Annotated in this window: 17 protein-coding genes; 3 read left to right on the forward strand and 14 right to left on the reverse strand. The window is 70.8% G+C overall.

Features of this window, described 5'->3' with window-relative positions; all coding sequences use genetic code 11:
- Window positions 1–4: 4 nt before the first annotated feature.
- The 4 genes from alaS to OVA28_RS14345 all read right to left on the reverse strand — a co-directional run bounded on the left by alaS (window position 5) and on the right by OVA28_RS14345 (window position 5,277).
- Window positions 5–2,662 carry an alanine--tRNA ligase gene (gene alaS / locus OVA28_RS14330; protein ID WP_268097424.1) on the reverse strand — a complete coding sequence of 886 codons (2,658 nt, stop codon included), beginning with the start codon at window positions 2,660–2,662 and terminating at the stop codon, window positions 5–7.
- 78 nt (window positions 2,663–2,740) lie between these two features.
- A complete protein-coding gene (locus tag OVA28_RS14335; protein ID WP_194660413.1) occupies window positions 2,741–2,938 on the reverse strand; it encodes a hypothetical protein in 198 nt (65 codons plus the stop codon).
- A 121-nt stretch (window positions 2,939–3,059) separates the two neighbouring features.
- A complete protein-coding gene (rpsD, locus tag OVA28_RS14340; RefSeq protein ID WP_194625521.1) occupies window positions 3,060–3,689 on the reverse strand; it encodes a 30S ribosomal protein S4 in 630 nt (209 codons plus the stop codon).
- Window positions 3,690–3,924: 235 nt separating this feature from the next.
- Entirely contained in the window at window positions 3,925–5,277 is a 1,353-nt protein-coding gene (locus OVA28_RS14345; protein ID WP_268098219.1) for a replication-associated recombination protein A, read from the reverse strand.
- Window positions 5,278–5,392: 115 nt separating this feature from the next.
- Here OVA28_RS14345 and OVA28_RS14350 point away from each other — a divergent pair, with 115 nt between their 5' ends.
- Window positions 5,393–6,211 carry a peptidylprolyl isomerase gene (locus OVA28_RS14350; protein WP_194660412.1) on the forward strand — a complete coding sequence of 273 codons (819 nt, stop codon included), beginning with the start codon at window positions 5,393–5,395 and terminating at the stop codon, window positions 6,209–6,211.
- A 112-nt stretch (window positions 6,212–6,323) separates the two neighbouring features.
- Window positions 6,324–7,556, forward strand: coding sequence for a DUF349 domain-containing protein (locus OVA28_RS14355; protein WP_268097425.1), 1,233 nt, complete (start codon window positions 6,324–6,326; stop codon window positions 7,554–7,556).
- Window positions 7,557–7,644: 88 nt separating this feature from the next.
- Here the strand turns inward: OVA28_RS14355 and OVA28_RS14360 are convergent, their stop codons facing one another.
- The 5 genes from OVA28_RS14360 to OVA28_RS14380 all read right to left on the reverse strand — a co-directional run bounded on the left by OVA28_RS14360 (window position 7,645) and on the right by OVA28_RS14380 (window position 10,912).
- On the reverse strand, window positions 7,645–8,607 hold the full coding sequence (locus tag OVA28_RS14360) for a bifunctional riboflavin kinase/FAD synthetase (RefSeq protein WP_194660410.1): 963 nt from the start codon (window positions 8,605–8,607) through the stop codon (window positions 7,645–7,647).
- 11 nt (window positions 8,608–8,618) lie between these two features.
- Window positions 8,619–9,068: a hypothetical protein gene (locus OVA28_RS14365; protein WP_194660409.1), complete on the reverse strand. Its 450-nt coding sequence runs from the start codon at window positions 9,066–9,068 to the stop codon at window positions 8,619–8,621.
- Window positions 9,069–9,139: 71 nt separating this feature from the next.
- Window positions 9,140–9,505: a hypothetical protein gene (locus OVA28_RS14370; protein WP_194660408.1), complete on the reverse strand. Its 366-nt coding sequence runs from the start codon at window positions 9,503–9,505 to the stop codon at window positions 9,140–9,142.
- Window positions 9,502–10,443: a tRNA pseudouridine(55) synthase TruB gene (gene truB / locus OVA28_RS14375; RefSeq protein WP_194660407.1), complete on the reverse strand. Its 942-nt coding sequence runs from the start codon at window positions 10,441–10,443 to the stop codon at window positions 9,502–9,504. Before truB ends, OVA28_RS14370 begins: the two co-directional genes overlap by 4 nt.
- A 22-nt stretch (window positions 10,444–10,465) precedes the next feature.
- On the reverse strand, window positions 10,466–10,912 hold the full coding sequence (locus tag OVA28_RS14380; RefSeq protein WP_268097426.1) for a hypothetical protein: 447 nt from the start codon (window positions 10,910–10,912) through the stop codon (window positions 10,466–10,468).
- 94 nt (window positions 10,913–11,006) lie between these two features.
- Here OVA28_RS14380 and OVA28_RS14385 point away from each other — a divergent pair, with 94 nt between their 5' ends.
- Window positions 11,007–11,873, forward strand: coding sequence for an A/G-specific adenine glycosylase (locus OVA28_RS14385; RefSeq protein WP_268098220.1), 867 nt, complete (start codon window positions 11,007–11,009; stop codon window positions 11,871–11,873).
- Between the two features lie 61 nt (window positions 11,874–11,934).
- On the opposite strand, the gene rbfA is transcribed toward OVA28_RS14385, so the two are convergent.
- The 5 genes from rbfA to OVA28_RS14410 all read right to left on the reverse strand — a co-directional run bounded on the left by rbfA (window position 11,935) and on the right by OVA28_RS14410 (window position 18,896).
- Complete coding sequence (gene rbfA / locus OVA28_RS14390) at window positions 11,935–12,396, reverse strand: 30S ribosome-binding factor RbfA (protein WP_268097427.1); 462 nt, start codon at window positions 12,394–12,396, stop codon at window positions 11,935–11,937.
- 112 nt (window positions 12,397–12,508) lie between these two features.
- Window positions 12,509–15,340 (reverse strand): translation initiation factor IF-2, encoded by a 2,832-nt coding sequence (gene infB / locus OVA28_RS14395; RefSeq protein ID WP_268097428.1) that lies wholly within the window; start codon window positions 15,338–15,340, stop codon window positions 12,509–12,511.
- Window positions 15,341–15,414: 74 nt separating this feature from the next.
- Window positions 15,415–15,753, reverse strand: a complete 339-nt coding sequence (locus OVA28_RS14400) for a YlxR family protein (protein WP_083393124.1) — start codon at window positions 15,751–15,753, stop codon at window positions 15,415–15,417.
- Between the two features lie 162 nt (window positions 15,754–15,915).
- A complete protein-coding gene (nusA, locus tag OVA28_RS14405) occupies window positions 15,916–16,908 on the reverse strand; it encodes a transcription termination factor NusA (protein ID WP_194625511.1) in 993 nt (330 codons plus the stop codon).
- A 236-nt stretch (window positions 16,909–17,144) separates the two neighbouring features.
- Window positions 17,145–18,896 (reverse strand): proline--tRNA ligase, encoded by a 1,752-nt coding sequence (locus OVA28_RS14410; protein WP_268097429.1) that lies wholly within the window; start codon window positions 18,894–18,896, stop codon window positions 17,145–17,147.
- Window positions 18,897–18,929: the final 33 nt, after the last annotated feature.

Raw genomic sequence — 18,929 nt, forward strand, 5'->3', positions numbered from 1 at the left:
ACGCTCAGGCCGCGAGCCGGTCGGTGACCGCGCGGAGCGCCGCCGGCAGTGCCGCCACGTCGGTGCCGCCGCCCTGGGCGAGGTCGGGCTTGCCCCCGCCGCCACCGCCGAGGACCGCGGCGGCTTCCTTCGCGAGGGGGCCGGCCTGGACGCCCGCGCTGCGTGCGGCGTCGTTCGTGGCGACGATGACCGCCGGCTTGCCGTTCACCACGGCGCCGAGGACGACCACGGCCGCCTCGGTGCCGAGCTGTGCGCGCACGCTGGTGGCGAGCGACCGGAGCTCGTCGGCGGACTTCAGCCCGTCGACCGTCTCGGCCACCACGGTGGCTGTGCCGATGGTCGTCGCGAGGCGGGCGATCGCCGGCACGCGCTGCTGCAGGCCGGCGGACTCGAACTCCGCGATGCGCTTCTGCGCGATGCGGAGGTCCTCCATCAGGGACTGCACGCGGGCGGGCAGGTCGTTCCGGGGGGCCTTGAGCGCACTGGAGAGCTGGGACACGATGGTGCGCTCGACCGCGAGTTCGCGGAAGCCCTCGAGCCCGACGAGGGCCTCGACGCGACGGTTGGTCGACCCGACGCTGGACTCACCGACCAGGTTGACGAGGCCGACCTGGGCGCTGGAGGCCACGTGGATGCCACCGCAGAGTTCGCGGGACCACGGGCCGCCGATGTCGACCATGCGGACCTCGGCACCGTACTTCTCGCCGAACAGTGCCTGCGCGCCGAGTGCCCTGGCCTCGTCGATCGGCAGGATGCGCGTGGAGACCGCGAGGTCGGAGCGGATCGCGCTGTTGACCACCTCTTCGATCTCGGAGCGGGTCTCGAGGGAGACGGGCTGGCTCCAGGAGAAGTCCAGGCGCATGTAGCCGGACTTGTTGTAGGAACCGGCCTGCAGTGCCTCGGGGCCGAGGACGTCGCGGAGTGCGGCGTTGACGAGGTGCGTCGCCGAGTGCGCCTGCGTGGCGCCGCGGCGGTACTCGGCGTCGACGACCGTGGTGGCGGGGGCGCCGACCGCGACCTCGCCGGAGCGGACCTGGACGGTGTGCGACCACAGACCGGTGACGGGCTTCTGGACGTCGAGGACCTCGAGGTCGAAGCCGTTGCCGATGATCGAGCCCTGGTCGGCGTCCTGGCCGCCGGACTCGGCGTACAGGCTGGTCTCGCTGAGGATGACCTCGGCGATGTCCCCGACGACGGCACGGTCGACGCTGACGCCCCCGACGATGATACCGAGCACGCGGGACTCGGCCTGGAGTGCGTCGTAGCCGAGGAAGGTGGTCTCGCCGGCGGCACGGAAGGCACTGTAGACGCTGAGGTCCGCGAGCGCGGTCTTCTTGCTCTTGGCGTCGGCCTTGGCCCGGGACCGCTGCTCGGCCATGAGCGTGTCGAAGGCGGTGCGGTCGACGTGGACGCCCGCTTCCCCTGCCATCTCGAGCGTCAGGTCGATCGGGAACCCGAACGTGTCGTGCAGCAGGAACGCGGTGTCGCCGCCGATCGAGGGACGGCCGTCCTGCTTGGCACGGTCGACCGCGACGTCGAGGATCGTGGTGCCCTGCGCGAGCGTGCGGAGGAAGGTCTCCTCTTCTGCGTAGGCGATGCGTGCGATGCGGTCGTAGTCGGACGCGACCTCGGGGTAGGCGTCCTTCATCGCGTCGCGCGACGCGGGGAAGAGCGACGGGAACGTCGCGGCCTCCACCCCGAGCAGGCGCATGGCACGCACGGTGCGGCGCAGCAGCCGTCGGAGGATGTAGCCGCGGCCCTCGTTCGACGGGGAGACGCCGTCGGTGATGAGCATGAGCGCGGACCGGACGTGGTCGGCGATGACGCGCATGCGGACGTCGTCCTCGTGCACGGCGCCGTAGCGACGACCGGACACCTCGGCGGCCTTGTCGAGGACCGGGCGGACCTGGTCGATCTCGTACATGTTGTCGACGCCCTGCTTGATGAAGGCGACGCGCTCGAGCCCCATGCCGGTGTCGATGTTCTTGTTCGGCAGTTCGCCGGTGATCTCGAAGTCGTACTTCGAGCGCACGTCCGCGATCTGGTACTGCATGAACACGAGGTTCCAGATCTCGACGTAGCGGTCGTCGTCGGTGGCGGGGCCGCCGTCGATGCCGTACGCGGGCCCACGGTCGAAGAAGATCTCCGAGCAGGGGCCGGCCGGCCCGGGCTGCCCGGTCGACCAGTAGTTGGTGTCCTTGCCGAGGCGCTGGATCCGCTCGTCGGGCAGCGTGGAGTGCTGCTTCCAGAAGGCGATGGCCTCGTCGTCGTCCTCGTACACCGTGACCCAGAGGTCGTCGGCGGAGAACCCGAGCCCGCCGTCGGGTTCCGGTGACGTCAGGAACTCCCAGGCGTACTGGATCGCCTGCTCCTTGAAGTAGTCGCCGAAGGAGAAGTTGCCGTTCATCTGGAAGAACGTGCCGTGCCGCGGGGTCTTGCCGACCTCTTCGATGTCGTTGGTGCGGATGCACTTCTGGACGCTCGTGGCGCGGGGGTACGGCGACGGGACGAGCCCGGTCAGGTACGGGATGAACGGGACCATGCCGGCGACCGTGAAGAGCAGCGAGGGGTCGTCCGAGACGAGCGAGGCGGACGGGACGACGGTGTGGCCGCGGTCACCGAAGTACTGGAGCCAACGGCGGCGGATCTCTGCGGTCTGCATGGTGCTTCCTGATGACGTGGGACGAGGCGGGGGCCGTTGGAGGTGACGGCGCTGGTGGTGACTGCGCTGGGGGGCGTGTCAGTCGTCGGTGCGGAGCTCGGCTTCGCGCGAGCGGTAGCCGTCGACGACGGCACCCGTGAAGGCCTTCGTGCGGGCATCGACCTGTGCGAGGAACGTGCCACCGCCGGACCGGGCACCGCCGGAGGTCACTCCGACGCGGTTGGCGACGACGAACCCGATGAGCACGCCGATGACGACGAAGAACAACTGCTTCACGGTGGCTCCCTCTCGCTGGCGCCGTGGCGCGCGTCAGACCAGCTTAGTCGCCGCCCCGGGAACGCCGAACGGCGGGCCGTCCGCTGTGGACGACCCGCCGTTGACGGTGTGGTGCTGTGGATCAGCGAGCTGCGTAGTACTCGACGACGAGCTGGACTTCACAGGTCACGGGGACCTCGGCACGCTTCGGGCGACGCACGAGGCGGGCCTGGAGCTTGTCGATCTCGACCTCGAGGTAGCCCGGCACCTTCGGGAGGACTTCCAGGTGGCCACCGGCAGCGGCGACCTGGAAGGGCTCGAGCGACTCGGAGCGCGGCTTGACGTGCATCAGCTGGCCCTCCTTGACGCGGAAGGAGGGGCGGTCGACGAGCTTGCCGTCGACGAGGATGTGACGGTGCACGATCAGCTGACGGGCCTGCGACGTGGTGCGGGCGAAGCCGGCACGCACGATCAGGGCGTCGAGGCGGGTCTCGAGCAGCTCGACGAGGTTCTCACCGGTCAGGCCGGTGGTCTTGCGGGCCTCTTCGAAGACGATGCGGAGCTGCTTCTCGCGGATGCCGTACTGGGCGCGCAGACGCTGCTTCTCCCGGAGGCGGACGGCGTAGTCGCTGTCCGCACGACGGCGCGTACGGCCGTGCTCACCGGGCCCGTAGGGGCGCTTCTCGAGGTAACGGGCCGCCTTCGGCGTCAGCGGGATGCCGAGCGCGCGCGACAGGCGGGTCTTGCTGCGGGTGCGTGACTTGGTAGACACAGGGTCCTTTTCTCTGTACTGAACTGAACTGAACACGGGTCTCGGCACGCGCACGTGTCGACGACCCCGTGAAGGGATCCAGAGGGATGAGCCTGTGGGATCGGACGGCTACAGTCCGAACCTCTGCCCCCGTGCTGCATCTGCAGCACTCTGTCCCCGACGCAGCCGCACGTGGGGACCAGGACGTAGGCCCGCCAACGATAGCAGGGTTCGGGCGGGCGCAGAAGCGCCGCGCTCACTCGCCGCGGGTGATCTTCCGGAGGCGGTCGAGACGCGGGCCGACCTCACGTTCGTAGCCGTTCGTGGTCGGGGTGTAGTACTCGGTGCCCTCGAGCGCGTCGGGCAGGTACTGCTGCTCGGCGACCCCGTGCTCGGCGTCGTGTGAGTACACGTACCCCTTGCCGTGCCCGAGGCGCTTCGCCCCGGCGTAGTGGGCGTCCCGCAGGTGGTTCGGCACCACGCCCATCCGACCCGCCTTGACGTCCGCCATCGCGGCGTTGACACCGTTGTAGGCCGCGTTCGACTTCGGGGCAGTGGCCAGGTACACGACGGCCTCGGCGAGGGGGATGCGGCCCTCGGGCATGCCGATCAGCTGGACGGCCTGCGCGGCGGCGACGGCGATGGGGAGCGCCTGCGGGTCGGCCATCCCGATGTCCTCGGCCGCGGAGATGATGATGCGGCGGGCGATGAAGCGCGAGTCCTCGCCGGCCTCGATCATGCGCGCCAGGTAGTGCAGCGCGGCGTCGACGTCGCTCCCCCTGACCGACTTGATGAAGGCGCTGATGACGTCGTAGTGCTCGTCGCCCTGCCGGTCGTAGCGGAGCAGTGCCCGGTCCACCGCGGCTGCGACGGTGTCGGCGTCCACCACGGGGACGGTGTCGTCGTCGTCGTCCTGCGCCGCGGTGGCGGACGCGGCCGCTGCTTCGAGCGCCGTGAGTGCACGCCGGGCGTCACCGGACGCCAGCCGGACGATCGCCGCGCGGGCTTCGTCCCCGAGGACCACCCCGCCGCCGAGCCCGCGGGCGTCCTCCACCGCGCGGTCGACGAGCATGCCGAGGTCGGCGTCGGTCAGCGGCGTGAGCGTGAGCAGCAGGGACCGGGACAACAGCGGGGAGATCACCGAGAACGAGGGGTTCTCGGTCGTCGCGGCGATGAGGATCACCCAGCCGTTCTCGACCCCGGGCAGCAGGGCGTCCTGCTGCGCCTTGCTGAAGCGGTGGATCTCGTCGAGGAACAGCACGGTCGTGGACCCGTAGAGGTCACGGTGCGTGAGGGCCTTCTCCATGACCTCTCGCACGTCCTTGACACCGGCGGTGACGGCGGACAGCTCGACGAACTCCCGTCCCGACTGCCGGGCGATGGCCTGCGCGAGGGTGGTCTTGCCGGTGCCGGGTGGGCCCCAGAGGATGACGGAGACGCCGCCGGGGTTGTCCCGCGTGCCGGTGGCGAGCTGCACGAGTGGTGAGCCCCGTCCGAGCAGGTGCTGCTGCCCGGCGACTTCCTGCAGGCTGGTGGGACGCATCCGGACCGCGAGCGGGACGGACCCCTGCGCGAGCCCGACGCGGCCCCCGGTCGTGGGCGCGTTCATGCCCGAGCGATCCGATGCCATGCCGCAATCGTAGGCGCGTCCGCCGACACCGGATCCCACCGGGACCGGTCCGATACGCTCGTCGCACACTGCGACGAGAGGGCAGACCAGCACCGTGGCACCGAAGAACCAGGCGCGCGAGACCCGCGAGGCACGCGAGCGGCTCCGACTCTACGAAGCACGGCAGGGCCTGCACGACCGACAGCGACGTCGTCGGCGCCGGGACGACGTCGTCGGGGTCGTGGCCCTGGTGGCGGTCGCCGCCCTCGCCACCGGTTCGCAGCTCCTGTACGCGGGGTCACACGCCAGCCAGGACCCGACCCCGTCGGCGTCCGCCAGCGCGACCGCCACCCCGACGCCGTCGGCGAGTGCCACCGCGGCGAACACCGGCGACGTGCCGAGCAGGTCGATCGCGAAGGGCCGCACCTGGACCGGTTCGCTGACCCTGAACAAGGACGTCCGGCTGGGCATCGAACTCGACGGCAGGCGAGCGCCCCAGGCCGCGAGCGTCGAGATCGACCTGATCCGCAAGCAGTTCTACGAGGGCACCACGTGCCACCGGCTCGCCGCCAGCGCCGACTTCCGCTTCCTGCAGTGCGGCTCGGCGAACGGCGACGGCACCGGTGACGCCGGCTTCCAGTACGGACCGATCGAGAACACGCCGAAGGACGACCGGTACGAGAAGGGCACCATCGCGATCGCGCGGAGCGCCTCCACGTACTCGCAGTCCACGCAGTTCTTCATCGTCTACGGCGACACGACGCTCGACGGCTCGACCGGCGGCTACACGGTCGTCGGCAAGGTGACCAGTGGCCTGTCGGACCTGGAGGCGGAGATCACGTCGAAGGGCGTGGAGGACGCCGGCAGCGACGGCACCGGCACGCCGGAGGTGGCCACCACCATCACCGGTGCCACCATCGCCGAGCAGCGGTAGTCCACAGCCCGACGCATCCGCGGGCCGCGGGGGCCGCCGGTGCAATAGGGTGGCTTCCTGACCGTGCCGACGGCGACGTCGGTGATGCACGACCACGATCGAGGCGAGACCTGTGGGATCTGACGAAGCAACGACCTGGGGGCGGGTCGACGAGGCCGGCACCGTGTACGTCCGGTACCAGGACACCGAGCGTGTCGTGGGTGAGTACCCCGACGCGACCGCCGAGGAAGCACTCGCCTACTTCGCGCGGAAGTACGCCGACCTCGAAGGCCAGGTGAAGATCGCCGAGCAGCGCGTGCAGCGCGGGGCGTCGGCGAACGACGTCGCACGCACCGTCGAGCACCTGACCGCCCTGGTCACCGAAGCCCGCGTCGTCGGCGACCTCAAGTCGCTCGAGGACCGGGTCGCCGTGCTCGCTGAGCAGCTCGGCTCGCTCACCAAGGAGCAGGCCGAGCAGAACCAGGCAGCCCTGGCCGAGGCACTGGCGTTCCGCGCCGGCCTGGTCGAGGAAGCCGAGGCGCTCGCGGCGGTGGACCCGGCGCGCGCGCAGTGGAAGCAGATCACCGCGCAGCTCGACGACGTGTTCGCGCGCTGGCAGCAGCACCAGCACGACGGCCCCCGGATCCCGAAGAACGAGGCCAACGAGCTGTGGAAGCGCTTCCGTGCCGCCCGCTCGACGGTCGACCAGCACCGCCGCGCCTTCTACTCGGAACTCGACGCCCAGCACCGCGACGCCCGCACCCGCAAGCAGGAGCTCGTCCAGCAGGCCGAGGCACTCGCGTCGCGCGGCTCCGACGCCATCCCGGCGTACCGCCAGCTGCTCGACGACTGGAAGCAGGCCGGCCGCGCCGGCAAGCGCCACGACGACGCGCTCTGGGCACGCTTCAAGGCCGCCGGCGACGTCCTCTTCGAGCAGCGCCACGCCGAGAGCAGCGCGGAGAACGAGGAGTACTCGGCCAACCTCGAGGCCAAGCTCGCCATCCTCACCGAGGCCGAGCCGTTGCTCCAGCAGCGCGACCGCGTCGCCGCCCGCAAGACCCTGACGGACATCCAGCGCCGCTGGGACGAGGTCGGCCGGGTCCCCCGCGCCGACGTCCGCCGTGTCGAGGACCGCATCCGCGCGATCGAGGAGCACGTCAAGGGGCTCGAGGAAGCGCACTGGCGTGAGTCGAACCCGGAGCGCAAGGCACGGACGACCGGCCTCGCGAGCCAGCTCGAGGACGCCATCGGCAAGCTCGAGGGCGAACTCGAGTCGGCGAAGGCCTCCGGGGACGCCCGCAAGATCAAGGACGCCCAGGAAGCCCTCGACGCCCGCAAGATCTGGCTCGACGCCCTGGGCGGCTGAGCACCGACCGACACACCACGAGACCCCCACGAGCGCACGGCTCGTGGGGGTCTCGTCGTCCCGGGAGCGTGGCTCAGACGGTCACGGCTCAGACGGGCGCGGACATCCCGAGGAGCAGGCGGATGTCGAGGTCGTCCTGGCGCATCTGGGCGGCGAGGTCGTCCATCGACCCGAACTTCACCATGCCCCGCACGAACGAGACGAAGAGCACCGAGATGGTCTCGTCGTACAGGTCGATGTCGACGTCGAGCAGGTGGGCCTCGATCTGCTTCGCCGGCACGCCCTCGAACGTCGGGTTGTTGCCGACCGACACCGCCGCCGGGTAGGTCGTGCCGTCGTACAGCACGCGTGCGGCGTAGACACCGTCGTCGGGCACGAAGCCCTCGCACGCCGGGTCGAGGTTCGCCGTCGGGTAGCCCATGGCCCGTCCGCGTTGGTTGCCCCGCACCACCGTGCTGCGGACGGCGTGGTCGCGACCGAGCAGTCGTGCGGCCTCGGCGACCCGCCCCTGGCTGAGGAGCTCCCGGATCCACGTCGACGAGACCCGGCGTTCACCGTCCGGGCGGACGTCGTCCACCAGGTCGACGTCGTCGATGAGCTCGACGGCGAAGCCGTGCTCGGCCCCGAGGGTCCGGAGCAGGGCGACGTCGCCGGCGCCCTTCGCGCCGAAGCGGAAGTCGCTGCCGACGAAGAGGAGCTTCGCGTGCAGGGTGTCAACGAGGATCTTCGACACGAAGGCCTCCGGCGACCAGGACTGCAGCTCGTCGTCGAACCGGAGCAGGAGGGTGGCGTCGACCCCGACGGCTTCGAGGAGCTCACGGCGCTGCGCGATGCTGGTCAGCGCCGGCGGCACACTGACGGGGTCGATGACGCTGAGCGGGTGCCGGTCGAAGGTGACCACCGTCGACACCAGCCCGTGCTCGGCCGCCGCCCGCTCCAGGTGCGCGATCACTGCACGGTGCCCGACGTGGACCCCGTCGAACTTGCCGATCGTGACGGCGCTCGGGCCGAAGCCCTGCGGCACGTCTGCGGCGTCCTCGTAGAACTGCATCGCTCCCCCGTTCACTCGCCGGCCGCCACGACCGGCTGCTCGGCAGGGCCTGCCGCCGCGCCCGCCGTGCGGTGGTGCTTCCGGAGCCACCAGAGTCCCGCGATCGGGAGAACCAGCGGTGCGAAGGCGTAGCCGAGGCCGTAGTACGACCAGATGGTGTCATCGGGGAACAGCTGGCGGTCGAGCAACGACAGGGTGCCGATGACCAGCACGCCGGTCATCTCGAAGACGATGGTGACGCAGGCGACGCGGTACCAGGCACGGCCGGGCACGATCAGCGCGATCATCGCCACGATGTACACGACGGCGGCGATGGCGCTGAGCGTGTAGGCGAAGGGCGCGAACGAGAACTTCTCGGCGATCTGGACGACGCTGCGGCCCGTCGCGGCGAGGGCGAGGATGCCATAGACGGCGATGAGGACGCGCCCGACACCGGTCGCGAGGGAGGACTTGGTCGCCATTGGACCGATTCTACCGACGTGCGGGCCGTCCCCAGTACGGCATCGGCCACGGGGCGCGTCCGGACCGCTCGTCAGTTCAGCGCGAACCAGATCTGGTACATCCGGTAGACCATCACCGCGACCGTGAAGGCACCGGCACCGAGGACGACGGTGCTCCACCGGGTGCGGTCGACGAGCGCCCAGACGATGGCCGCGGGTGGGACGAGCAGCACCGACACCGCGTACACCCAGAACTCGAGCACGTTCCCCTGCGGCGGGTTGCCCACGGCAGGTGCCACCAGCGCCACGACGAGCTGCGCCACGAGCAGCAGCTCCACGAGGGCGAGCGACCCGACCGTGGCGTCGTTCGGCTTCCACCCGATGAACCCGACCACGACGGCGAACAGCCCCACGACCACGGCGAGCACGACCTGCACCCACGTGAACCACTCGATCATGCGTTCGCTCCGGTCGGGGTCGGGAAGTTCGTGATGACGCGGAGCAGTCCACGCCGGACCGAGACGAGCCCGATCAGTCGGTCGTCCCGGGCGGACACCGCGGCGACGGGGCCGTCGGTGTCGGGGTGGTCGGCGCCGACCCGCTTGCCGTCGGAGAGGTCCTTCGCGGCGATCGCGTCGAGGGCGACGACCGGGAAGAGCTCGCGGGCGATGGCGGCCGGGCGGGCCAGGGCTGCGCGGACGTCGACGGCGTCGTCCTCGAGGTCGATGGCGTCCTCGACGGAGAAGGGCCCGACGAGCGTGCGCCGCAGCGCCGTGAGGTGCGCACCGGTCCCGAGGGTCGCGCCGATGTCCCGCGCGAGGGCCCGGACGTACGTGCCGGAGGAGCAGGAGACGACGACATCGAGGTCCACGACGTGCGTCTCGGCACCGAGGCACGTGACGACGTCGTCGCCCCGCGCGGTGACCTCGAAGCGGGAGACGGTGACCGACCGGGCCTTCAGCTCGACGCTCTCGCCCTTCCGCGCCAGGTCGTAGGCACGTCGACCGTCCACCTTGATCGCGCTGACGGTGGACGGCACCTGCGAGATCGGGCCCCGCTGCAGGGCGACGGCGGCTTCGACGGCGGCGTCGGACACGTCCGCATCAGCCACCCCGGCCGCGGCGGTCGGGGTGCCGTCAGCGTCGTCGGAGTCGGTCGACACACCGAGGCGGATCGTCGCCGTGTAGGTCTTGTCGAGGCCGACCAGGTGCGTGAGCAGCCGTGTCGACGGGCCGGCGCCGAGCAGCAGCAGCCCCGTCGCCATGGGGTCGAGCGTGCCGGCGTGCCCGATCTTCTTCAGGTCGAGGCGTCGCCGGGCGATGGACACCACACGGTGACTCGAGATCCCCTGTGGCTTGTCGACGAGGAGGATGCCGTCTGCAGCGGTTTCGAGCACCCGAGGAGAGTAGCAGCGCCCGTCAGCAGGCGTCGTTCCACTCGCGCCGGGGGTGCTCCGGGTCGGTGACGTCGAGCACCGCCGAGGCGGCGATCTTCACGTCGGCGCGACGCTCGAGCCGACCGGACTCCTGCTCGACCCACATCGACCAGCGCCAGAGTGCGCGAGCACCATGCCCGAGCACCCCGTGGCCGTGCACGACGAGGACGCCGTCACCGGCACCGGTCGTGCGGAACGGCGTGACGAGGTCGCTGCGCAGCACGTCGACGTCGGAGGAGGGAGCCGCTGCGGCCATCGCGGAGATGCCGTGCTGCTCGAACCCCGCGACGAGTGCGGCGGCCACGTGCTCGAGGTCGGTGCCGTCCTGGCCGTCGATGCCGACGACGGTGCGGTTCGTGCCGACCTGTGCGATCACCTCCGCAGCGATCGCGGCCATCGTGTCGGTCTCTTCGGGTGCCCAGCGTGCCATGCACCCACCGTAGGCTGTCGTGGTGAACGCGAGCGGAGCCTCCCACCCGGTTGTGGACAGCGGTGACCGTCCACAGGACGCCCCCCGACCCGACATCGCGACCCCGCTGATCGCGTGGTTCCGCGCCGAGGCGCGCGACCTGCCGTGGCGTCGGCCCGGTTTCCCGGCGTGGGGCACCCTCGTCAGCGAGATCATGCTGCAGCAGACACAGGTCGCGCGCGTGGTCCCCCGACTGGAGGCGTGGCTCACCAGGTGGCCGACCCCTCGCGACCTCGCGGACTCCCCTCCGGCGGACGCGGCGCGTGCCTGGGACCGGCTCGGCTACCCGCGGCGCGCACTCGCGCTGCACGCGGCGGCGACGGTGATCGCCGAGCAGCACGACAACGTGGTCCCGCGGGACGTCGACGCCCTGCTGGCACTTCCCGGGATCGGCGACTACACCGCCAGGGCCGTGGCGGTCTTCGCCTACGGGGACCGGCACCCCGTCGTGCACGTCAACGTCCGACGGGTGCTCGCCCGGGCACTGCTCGGCGAGGGACAGCCCGGCCCAGCGAACGCGAAGAAGGACCTGCCGCTGATGGCGTCGGTGCTGCCGGACGACCGCGACGACGCTGCCGCGACCAACGCGGCGGTGATGGAGCTCGGGGCGCTCGTGTGCGTGTCCCGCTCCCCCGCGTGCGACGCCTGCCCGATCGCGGACCGGTGCGCCTGGCGTGCGGCGGGCTACCCGGAGCACGAGGGTCCGCGGGCACCACGGCAGGCGGCGTTCGCCGGGAGCGACCGCCAGGTGCGCGGGCTGGTCATGGCCGAACTCCGCGCGAGTGACGTGCCGGTCACGCCGGACGAGATCGCGATGGTCTGGCCGGACGCCGACCAGCGGGACCGGGCGCTCGCGTCGCTCCTGCGCGACGGCCTCGCGGAGGGCGACGACGCGAGCGGCTACCGGCTCCCGCAGTCCTGACGCGCGACGACGGCCCCGACGCGGACGTCGGTCGCGACGTGGAGCGTGCCGCGTCGACGACTCAGGCGCGCGCCGGGTCCTCGTCGGACTCGGTGTCGTCGTCCTCGTCGTCGTGCTTGTACGGGTCGGCATCGCCGGCGTACACGGCGCCCTCGGCTGCTGCGCGGACCTGCTCGTCGCGCATCTGGGCCTGCACGAGCAGGTCCTCGAGGTGCGCGGAGGTGTCGGGCAGGGCGTCGGCGATGAACTCGAGCGACGGGGTGAGCCGCGCGGTGATGTTCTTGCCGACCTCGGAGCGGAGCAGCCCGGTGGCGGCCTTCAGTGCCGCAGCGGAGTCGGCGCGCTCCTCGTCGGTGCCGTACACCGTGTAGAAGATCGAGGCGTGCTGCAGGTCACCGGTCACCCGGACGTCGGTGATCGTCACGAAGCCGAGGCGCGGGTCCCGCAGGCCCTTGTCGATGCGGCGTGCGACCACCTCCTTGATGCGGTCGGCCATCTTGCGTGCGCGCTGCGGGTCAGCCATGGGGTGCCTCCTGAGGCAGGGGCGGGACGGAGCGTCCCGCTGGTGGTTCCTGGTCGAACGGGGTGAGCCCCGGCCTCCCCTGAGGGAGGCCGGGGCTCGGGTGGTCACAGGATCAGTCGCGCGGCTTCTCGACGAGCTCGGTGGTCTCGATCTCGTCGCCGGGCTGGATGTCGTTGAACTTGCCGAGACCGATGCCGGCCTCGTAGTCCGTGCGGACCTCGGTGACGTCGTCCTTGAAGCGACGGAGCGACTCGATCGCCAGTCCGTCGGCCAGGACCACACCGTCACGGATGACGCGCGCCTTGGCGTTGCGCGTGATCGTGCCGGAGCGGACGATGACACCCGCGATGTTGCCGAACTTCGAGGACCGGAAGACCTCGCGGATCTCGGCGACACCGGACTGCACCTCTTCGTACTCGGGCTTGAGCATGCCCTTGAGGGACTGCTCGATGTCCTCGAGTGCGTTGTAGATGACCGAGTAGAACCGGACGTCGATGCCTTCACGCGCCGCACGCTCACGGGCCTTGACGTCCGGACGGACGTTGAAGCCGATGACGATGGCGTTGTCGATCGTGGCGAGGTCGATGTCCGACTCGGTGATCGCACCCACACCGCGGTGCAGGATGCGCAGCTGGACGCTGTCGTCCACCTCGATGTCGAGGAGCGACTGCTCGAGTGCCTCGACGGCACCGGAGACGTCACCCTTGATGATGAGGTTGAGCGAGTCGACCTTGCCCTCTTCGAGTGCACGGGTGAAGTCCTCGAGCGAGATGCGCTTGCGGGCCTTGGCCAGCTGGGCGTTGCGCTCGGCCGCTTCACGCTTCTCAGCGATCTGACGGGCCGTACGGTCTTCCTCCGTGACCAGGAAGGTGTCACCGGCGCGGGGCACCGAGGACAGACCCTGGACCTGCACCGGGCGGCTCGGCGTGGCGGCCGAGACCGGGTTGCCGTCCTCGTCGGTCATCGCACGGACGCGGCCGTAGGCCGTGCCCGCCACGATGGCGTCACCGACGTGGAGCGTGCCGGACTGGATGAGCACGGTCGCGACGGCGCCGCGGCCCTTGTCCAGGCGCGCTTCGATCGCGACACCGCGGGCGTCCTTGTCGGGGTTCGCACGCAGGTCGAGCCCGGCGTCAGCGGTGAGCAGCACGGCGTCCAGGAGATCCTGGATGCCGATGTTCTGCCGCGCGGAGACGTCGACGAACATGACGTCGCCGCCGTACTCCTCGGCCACCAGGTTGTACTCGGTGAGCTGCTGGCGGACCTTCGCCGGGTTGGCGCCGTCCTTGTCGATCTTGTTGACCGCGACGACGATCGGCACGTTCGCCGACTGCGCGTGGTTCAGGGCCTCGATCGTCTGCGGCATGATGCCGTCGTCCGCCGCGACCACGAGGATCGCGATGTCCGTCACCTGCGCACCACGGGCACGCATGGCGGTGAAGGCCTCGTGACCGGGGGTGTCGATGAACGTGATCGGACGGTCGATGCCCTCGTGCTGCGCGACGATCTGGTACGCACCGATGTGCTGCGTGATGCCGCCGGCTTCGCCCTCGACGACCTTGGAGTTGCGGATGGCGTCGAGCAGGCGGGTCTTGCCGTGGTCGACGTGACCCATGACGGTGACGACCGGGGGACGCTGCTGCAGGACGGAGTCGTCCTCGTCGGCGTACTCGGCGTCGATGTCGATGTCGAAGCCCTCGAGGAGCTCGCGGTCCTCGTCCTCGGGCGAGACGACCTGGATGCGGTAGCCGAGCTCCTCGCCGAGGACCTCGAAGGTGGCCTCGTCCAGGGACTCGGTCGCGGTCGCCATCTCACCGAGGTGGAACAGCACCGTCACCAGGTTGCCGGGGCTCGCGTCGATCTTGTCCGCGAAGTCCGAGATGCTCGCACCACGACGGAGACGGATGACCGTGTTGCCGTCGCCACGAGGGACCTGCACGCCGCCGAGCGACGGCGCCTGCCGCATCTCGTACTCGGCGCGCTTCGTCCGCTTCGACTTGCGGGCACGGCTCTTGCCGCCACCGCGACCGAACGCACCTGCGGTACCGCCACCGGGGCCACGACCACGGCCGCCGCCACCGGCGGGACGCGGGCCGCTGAACGCCGGACGCGGGAAACCGCCACCGGCGCCACCGGCACCCGGACGTGCGCCACCGGGGCCGCCACGACCGCCGCCGCCCTGGCCCGGGCGCTGCCCGAAGCCGTTGGGACGGTTGGCCTGACCGGGACCACCCGGACGCGGAGCACCCGGACGGGGTGCACCCGGACGCGGGGGCTGCGGGCGGGGGATGCCCGACCCACCAGCGGCACCGGGAGCACCGGCGGGACGCTGTCCCATGCCCTGGTTCGACGCGAAGGGGTTGTTGCCGGGGCGCGGCGGGCGCGAGCCCATGCCCTGGTTCGACGCGTAGGGGTTGTTGCTGGGACGGGCACCCGGCTTCGGGCCACCCGGCTTGGGACCGGCTGCGGACGGCTTGGCGCTGCCCGGCTTGACGGCGTCGTTCTTGGGGGCGTCATCGGTCGACGACGACTCACCCGTCGACTCGGCGGCCTTCTCGGCTTCCTTGGCCTTGCGGGCAGCCTCAGCTTCAGCCTGACGCTGCGCGACGGACTTCGGTGCCGGCGTGACGGGCACGTCGGACTCCTCGGGCTGCTGCACGGGGGCTTCGGGCTCCGGGGCCGGCGCGGGACGCTTCGGTCCGGGCTTCGGGCCGCCGGGCTTGGGCGCAGCTGATGCCGCCGCGGCGGCGGGGGCTGCGGCGGGCTTCGAGGACGCTGCTGCGCTCTCGGCCTGCAGGGCAGCACGGAGCTTCCGTGCCACGGGGGGTTCCACGCTCGAGCTCGGTCCCTTGACGAATTCGCCAAGCTCCTTGAGCTTCTCGAGTGCGGTCTTGCTGTCGACGCCGAGTTCGCTTGCGATCTCGTGTACGCGTGGTTTCGCCACTGTTCTCCTTCACGGGTCCCACCCCGTCAAGGGGCAGGACTCACTGGATGATGGGTCTCATTTCGAGCCGCTCATCAGTTGTCCATAAGCCGTTCAGCCTGTTCTGTCGTGTCCGTGCGCTCGTCCGCGTCGATCTGCCGCTCGTGGATGGGTTCCACTTCGGGCAGACGCCGCAGGTACTCGAGCACCGCAGACGTGTCCGGTTCACGTCCCAGCCGCAGCGCCCGGCGGAAAGCCCGGCGCTTGACGGCCAGTTCGTACGCTTCGACGGTCGGTGTGAGCCACGCCCCCCGGCCCGGCATGACTGCCTTCGGATCCGCCACCACGAGGTCTTCGCCCAGGGCGACGACTCGGAGGAGGGAGGATCGGGGTGCGCGACGGCGACTGCCGATGCACGTTCTGACGGCGACCACTCTACTCCCTGCCTCCGACGACCGCGATCCGGCGCGCCCGGAGGGGCCTCGCCACGAGCGAAACGCCGGTTCCGCTGCTCAGTGCCGACCCCGTTCGGTGCCGGGTTCGGTCTCAGTCCTCGTCGAGGATCGAGCCTCGACGACCTGCCTGGATGTCGATCCTCAGTCCTCGTCGAGGATCGAATCCGGCTGGATGTCGATGCGCGCACCGGTCAGCTTGGCGGCGAGGCGGGCGTTCTGCCCTTCCTTGCCGATCGCGAGCGACAGCTGGTAGTCCGGCACGAGGGCGCGGACGGCCTTCGTCGAGGCGTCGAGCACGAACGCGCTCGTCACCTTCGCCGGCGACAGCGCGCTGGCCACGAAGGTCGCCAGGTCCGAGGACCAGTCGACGATGTCGATCTTCTCGGCACCGAGCTCGGTCGTCACGGCACGCACGCGGGCGCCGAGCTCACCGATGCAGGCACCCTTGGCGTTCACGCCGGGCTCGTTCGCCTTGACGGCGAGCTTCGTGCGGTGACCGGCCTCGCGGGCGAGCGAGGTGATCTCCACCACGCCGGACGCGATCTCGGGGACCTCGAGGGCGAACAGCTTGCGCACCAGACCCGGGTGCGTGCGGGAGACGATGATCTGCGGGCCCTTGTGGCCGCGGCCGACGCTCGTCACGTACACGCGGATGCGCGAGCCGTGCGTGTAGGACTCCCCCGGCACCTGCTCCTCGGGCGGCAGGATCGCCTCGACGGTGCCGAGGTCGACGTGCACCATCTTCGGGTTCGGGCCCTGCTGGACCACACCGGCGACGATGTCGCCTTCCTTCCCGCGGAACTGGCCGAGGATCTTGTCGTCCCCGATGTCACGCAGGCGCTGGTTGATGACCTGCTTCGCCGCGAACGCCGCGATGCGACCGAAGTCGCTCGGCTGGTCGACGGCTTCGCCGATGACGGTGCCCTCGTCGTCGCGCTCCGGCACGAAGACACTGACCTCACCGGACTTGCGGTCGAGCTCGACGCGGGACTGTGCGTCGGCCGGCTCGCCGTTCTCGTCGGTGTGCTTGTGGTAGGCCGTGAGGATGGCCGACTCGATGATCTGGACGAGTTCTTCGAACGGGATCTCCCGTTCACGCTCCATGAGTCGCAGGACTGCGAGATCGATCTTCACCGAGGGCCTCCGTATTCAGATGAGTCGCTCCGGCGCATTGGAACCGCGCAGAAGTCGGCGTCCAGACTACCGCACTGCAGGTCGCCCACCTGCGCCGGTACGGACCGTGTGCACACGCCGCCGGTACCGGGCCGACGCGCCAGCCCCACCCCGGCCGCACGGACGGGAGGCCCGGTGCCAGCTGGCACCGGGCCTCCCGTCCGTGTCCTGGTCGCGACCAGGGCTGGCGTGCGCCACTAGATCGCGCTGACGGCCTCACGCAGCTGCGCGACCGGCACCTCGGTGCGGTCGCCGGTCACGCGGTTCCAGAGCTCGACGATGCCGTCGGCTGCGCCGCGACCCGCGACGACCACGATCGGCATGCCGAGGAGCTCGGCGTCGCGGAGCTTGACGCCCGGGGAGACCTTGGGACGGTCGTCGTACAGGACGTCGTAGCGGTCGCCCTCGAGCTCGGCGACGATCGACTCCGCCAAGTCGTAGGCGGTGGTGTCCCTGCCGGTCGCGACCACGTGCACGTCGAACGGGGCGACGTGCTTGGGCCATGCGAGGCCCTTCTCGTCGTTGTGGGCCTCGGCGAGGATCGCGAGGATGCGCGTCACGCCGATGCCGTACGAGCCCATCGTGACGGTGGCGAGCTTGCCGTTCTCGTCCTGCACCTTGAGGCCGAGCGCCTCGGCGTACTTCCGACCGAGCTGGAAGACGTGCCCGATCTCCATGCCGCGGGCGATCTCGAGCGGGCCGGAGCCGTCGGGCGCGGGGTCGCCGGCACGGACGTCCGAGATCTCGACGACGCCGTCGGCCACGAAGTCACGACCGGCGACGAGCCCGGCGACGTGGATGCCGCGCTCGTTGGCGCCGGTGAGCCACGCGGTGCCGTCGACCACGCGGGGGTCGACCACGTACCGGATGCCGGACGCGCTGTCGGCACCGAGCACCTGCGGGCCGATGTAGCCCTTCACGAGGCCGCGGTGCTTCCGGAAGTCGTCGTCGCCGGCGGCTTCGACCTCGGCCGGGGCGAAGGCCACCTCGGCGCGCTTGAGGTCCACGTCGCGGTCGCCGGGCAGCCCGACGACGACGAGTTCCCGCGTGCCGTCGAGCTGCGTGAGCGCGAGCACGACGTTCTTCAGGGTGTCCGCGGCGGTCCAGGGAGCGCCGTCGCGCGGGGCGACCTGGTTCGCGTGGTCGACGAGCGTCTGGATCGTGGGGGTGTCGGCGGACGGGAGCAGCACGGGCTCCGCCTGGCCGTCGATCGGCAGGGCGTCGGGCACGGCGGTGACGTAGGCCTCGACGTTCGCCGCGTAGCCGCCGGCGCTCCGCACGTAGGTGTCCTCGCCGACGGCGATCGGGTGCAGGAACTCCTCGGACTTCGAGCCGCCCATCGCCCCGGCGTCGGCCTTGACGATCGCGTACTCGAGGCCGAGGCGGGTGAAGATGCGCTCGTAGGCGTCGCGCATCGTCTGGTAGCTGCGGTCGAGCCCCTCGTCGGTGACGTCGAACGAGTAGGCGTCCTTCATCGTGAACTCGCGGCCACGCAGCAGGCCGGCGCGCGGGCGGGCCTCGTCGCGGTACTTGTCCTGGATCTGGAAGAGCGTGACGGGGAGGTCCTTGTACGAGGAGTACAGGTCCTTCACGAGCAGGGCGAACAGCTCTTCGTGCGTGGGCGCGAGGAGGTAGTCGGCGTCCTTGCGGTCCTTGAGCCGGAAGATGCCGTCGCCGTACTCGGTCCAGCGGTTGGTGGCCTCGTACGGCTCACGCGGGACGAGGGCCGGCAACAGTACCTCCTGCGCACCCGCCGCTTCCATCTCCTGGCGGATGATGCCCTCGATGCGCGCACGGACCCGGAGGCCGAGCGGCAGCCAGGCGAAGATGCCCGGGGCCTGGCGACGGATGTACCCGGCGCGGACGAGGAGCTTCGCGCTCGTCACCTCGGCGTCGGAGGGGTCGTCGCGGAGCGTACGGAGGAAGAGATGCGAGAGCCGTGTGACCACGACGCAAGCCTAGCGGCGCGCAGCGGACCCGAA

It is taken from the genome of Curtobacterium sp. SL109, from assembly GCF_026672405.1.
Classification (GTDB): domain Bacteria; phylum Actinomycetota; class Actinomycetes; order Actinomycetales; family Microbacteriaceae; genus Curtobacterium.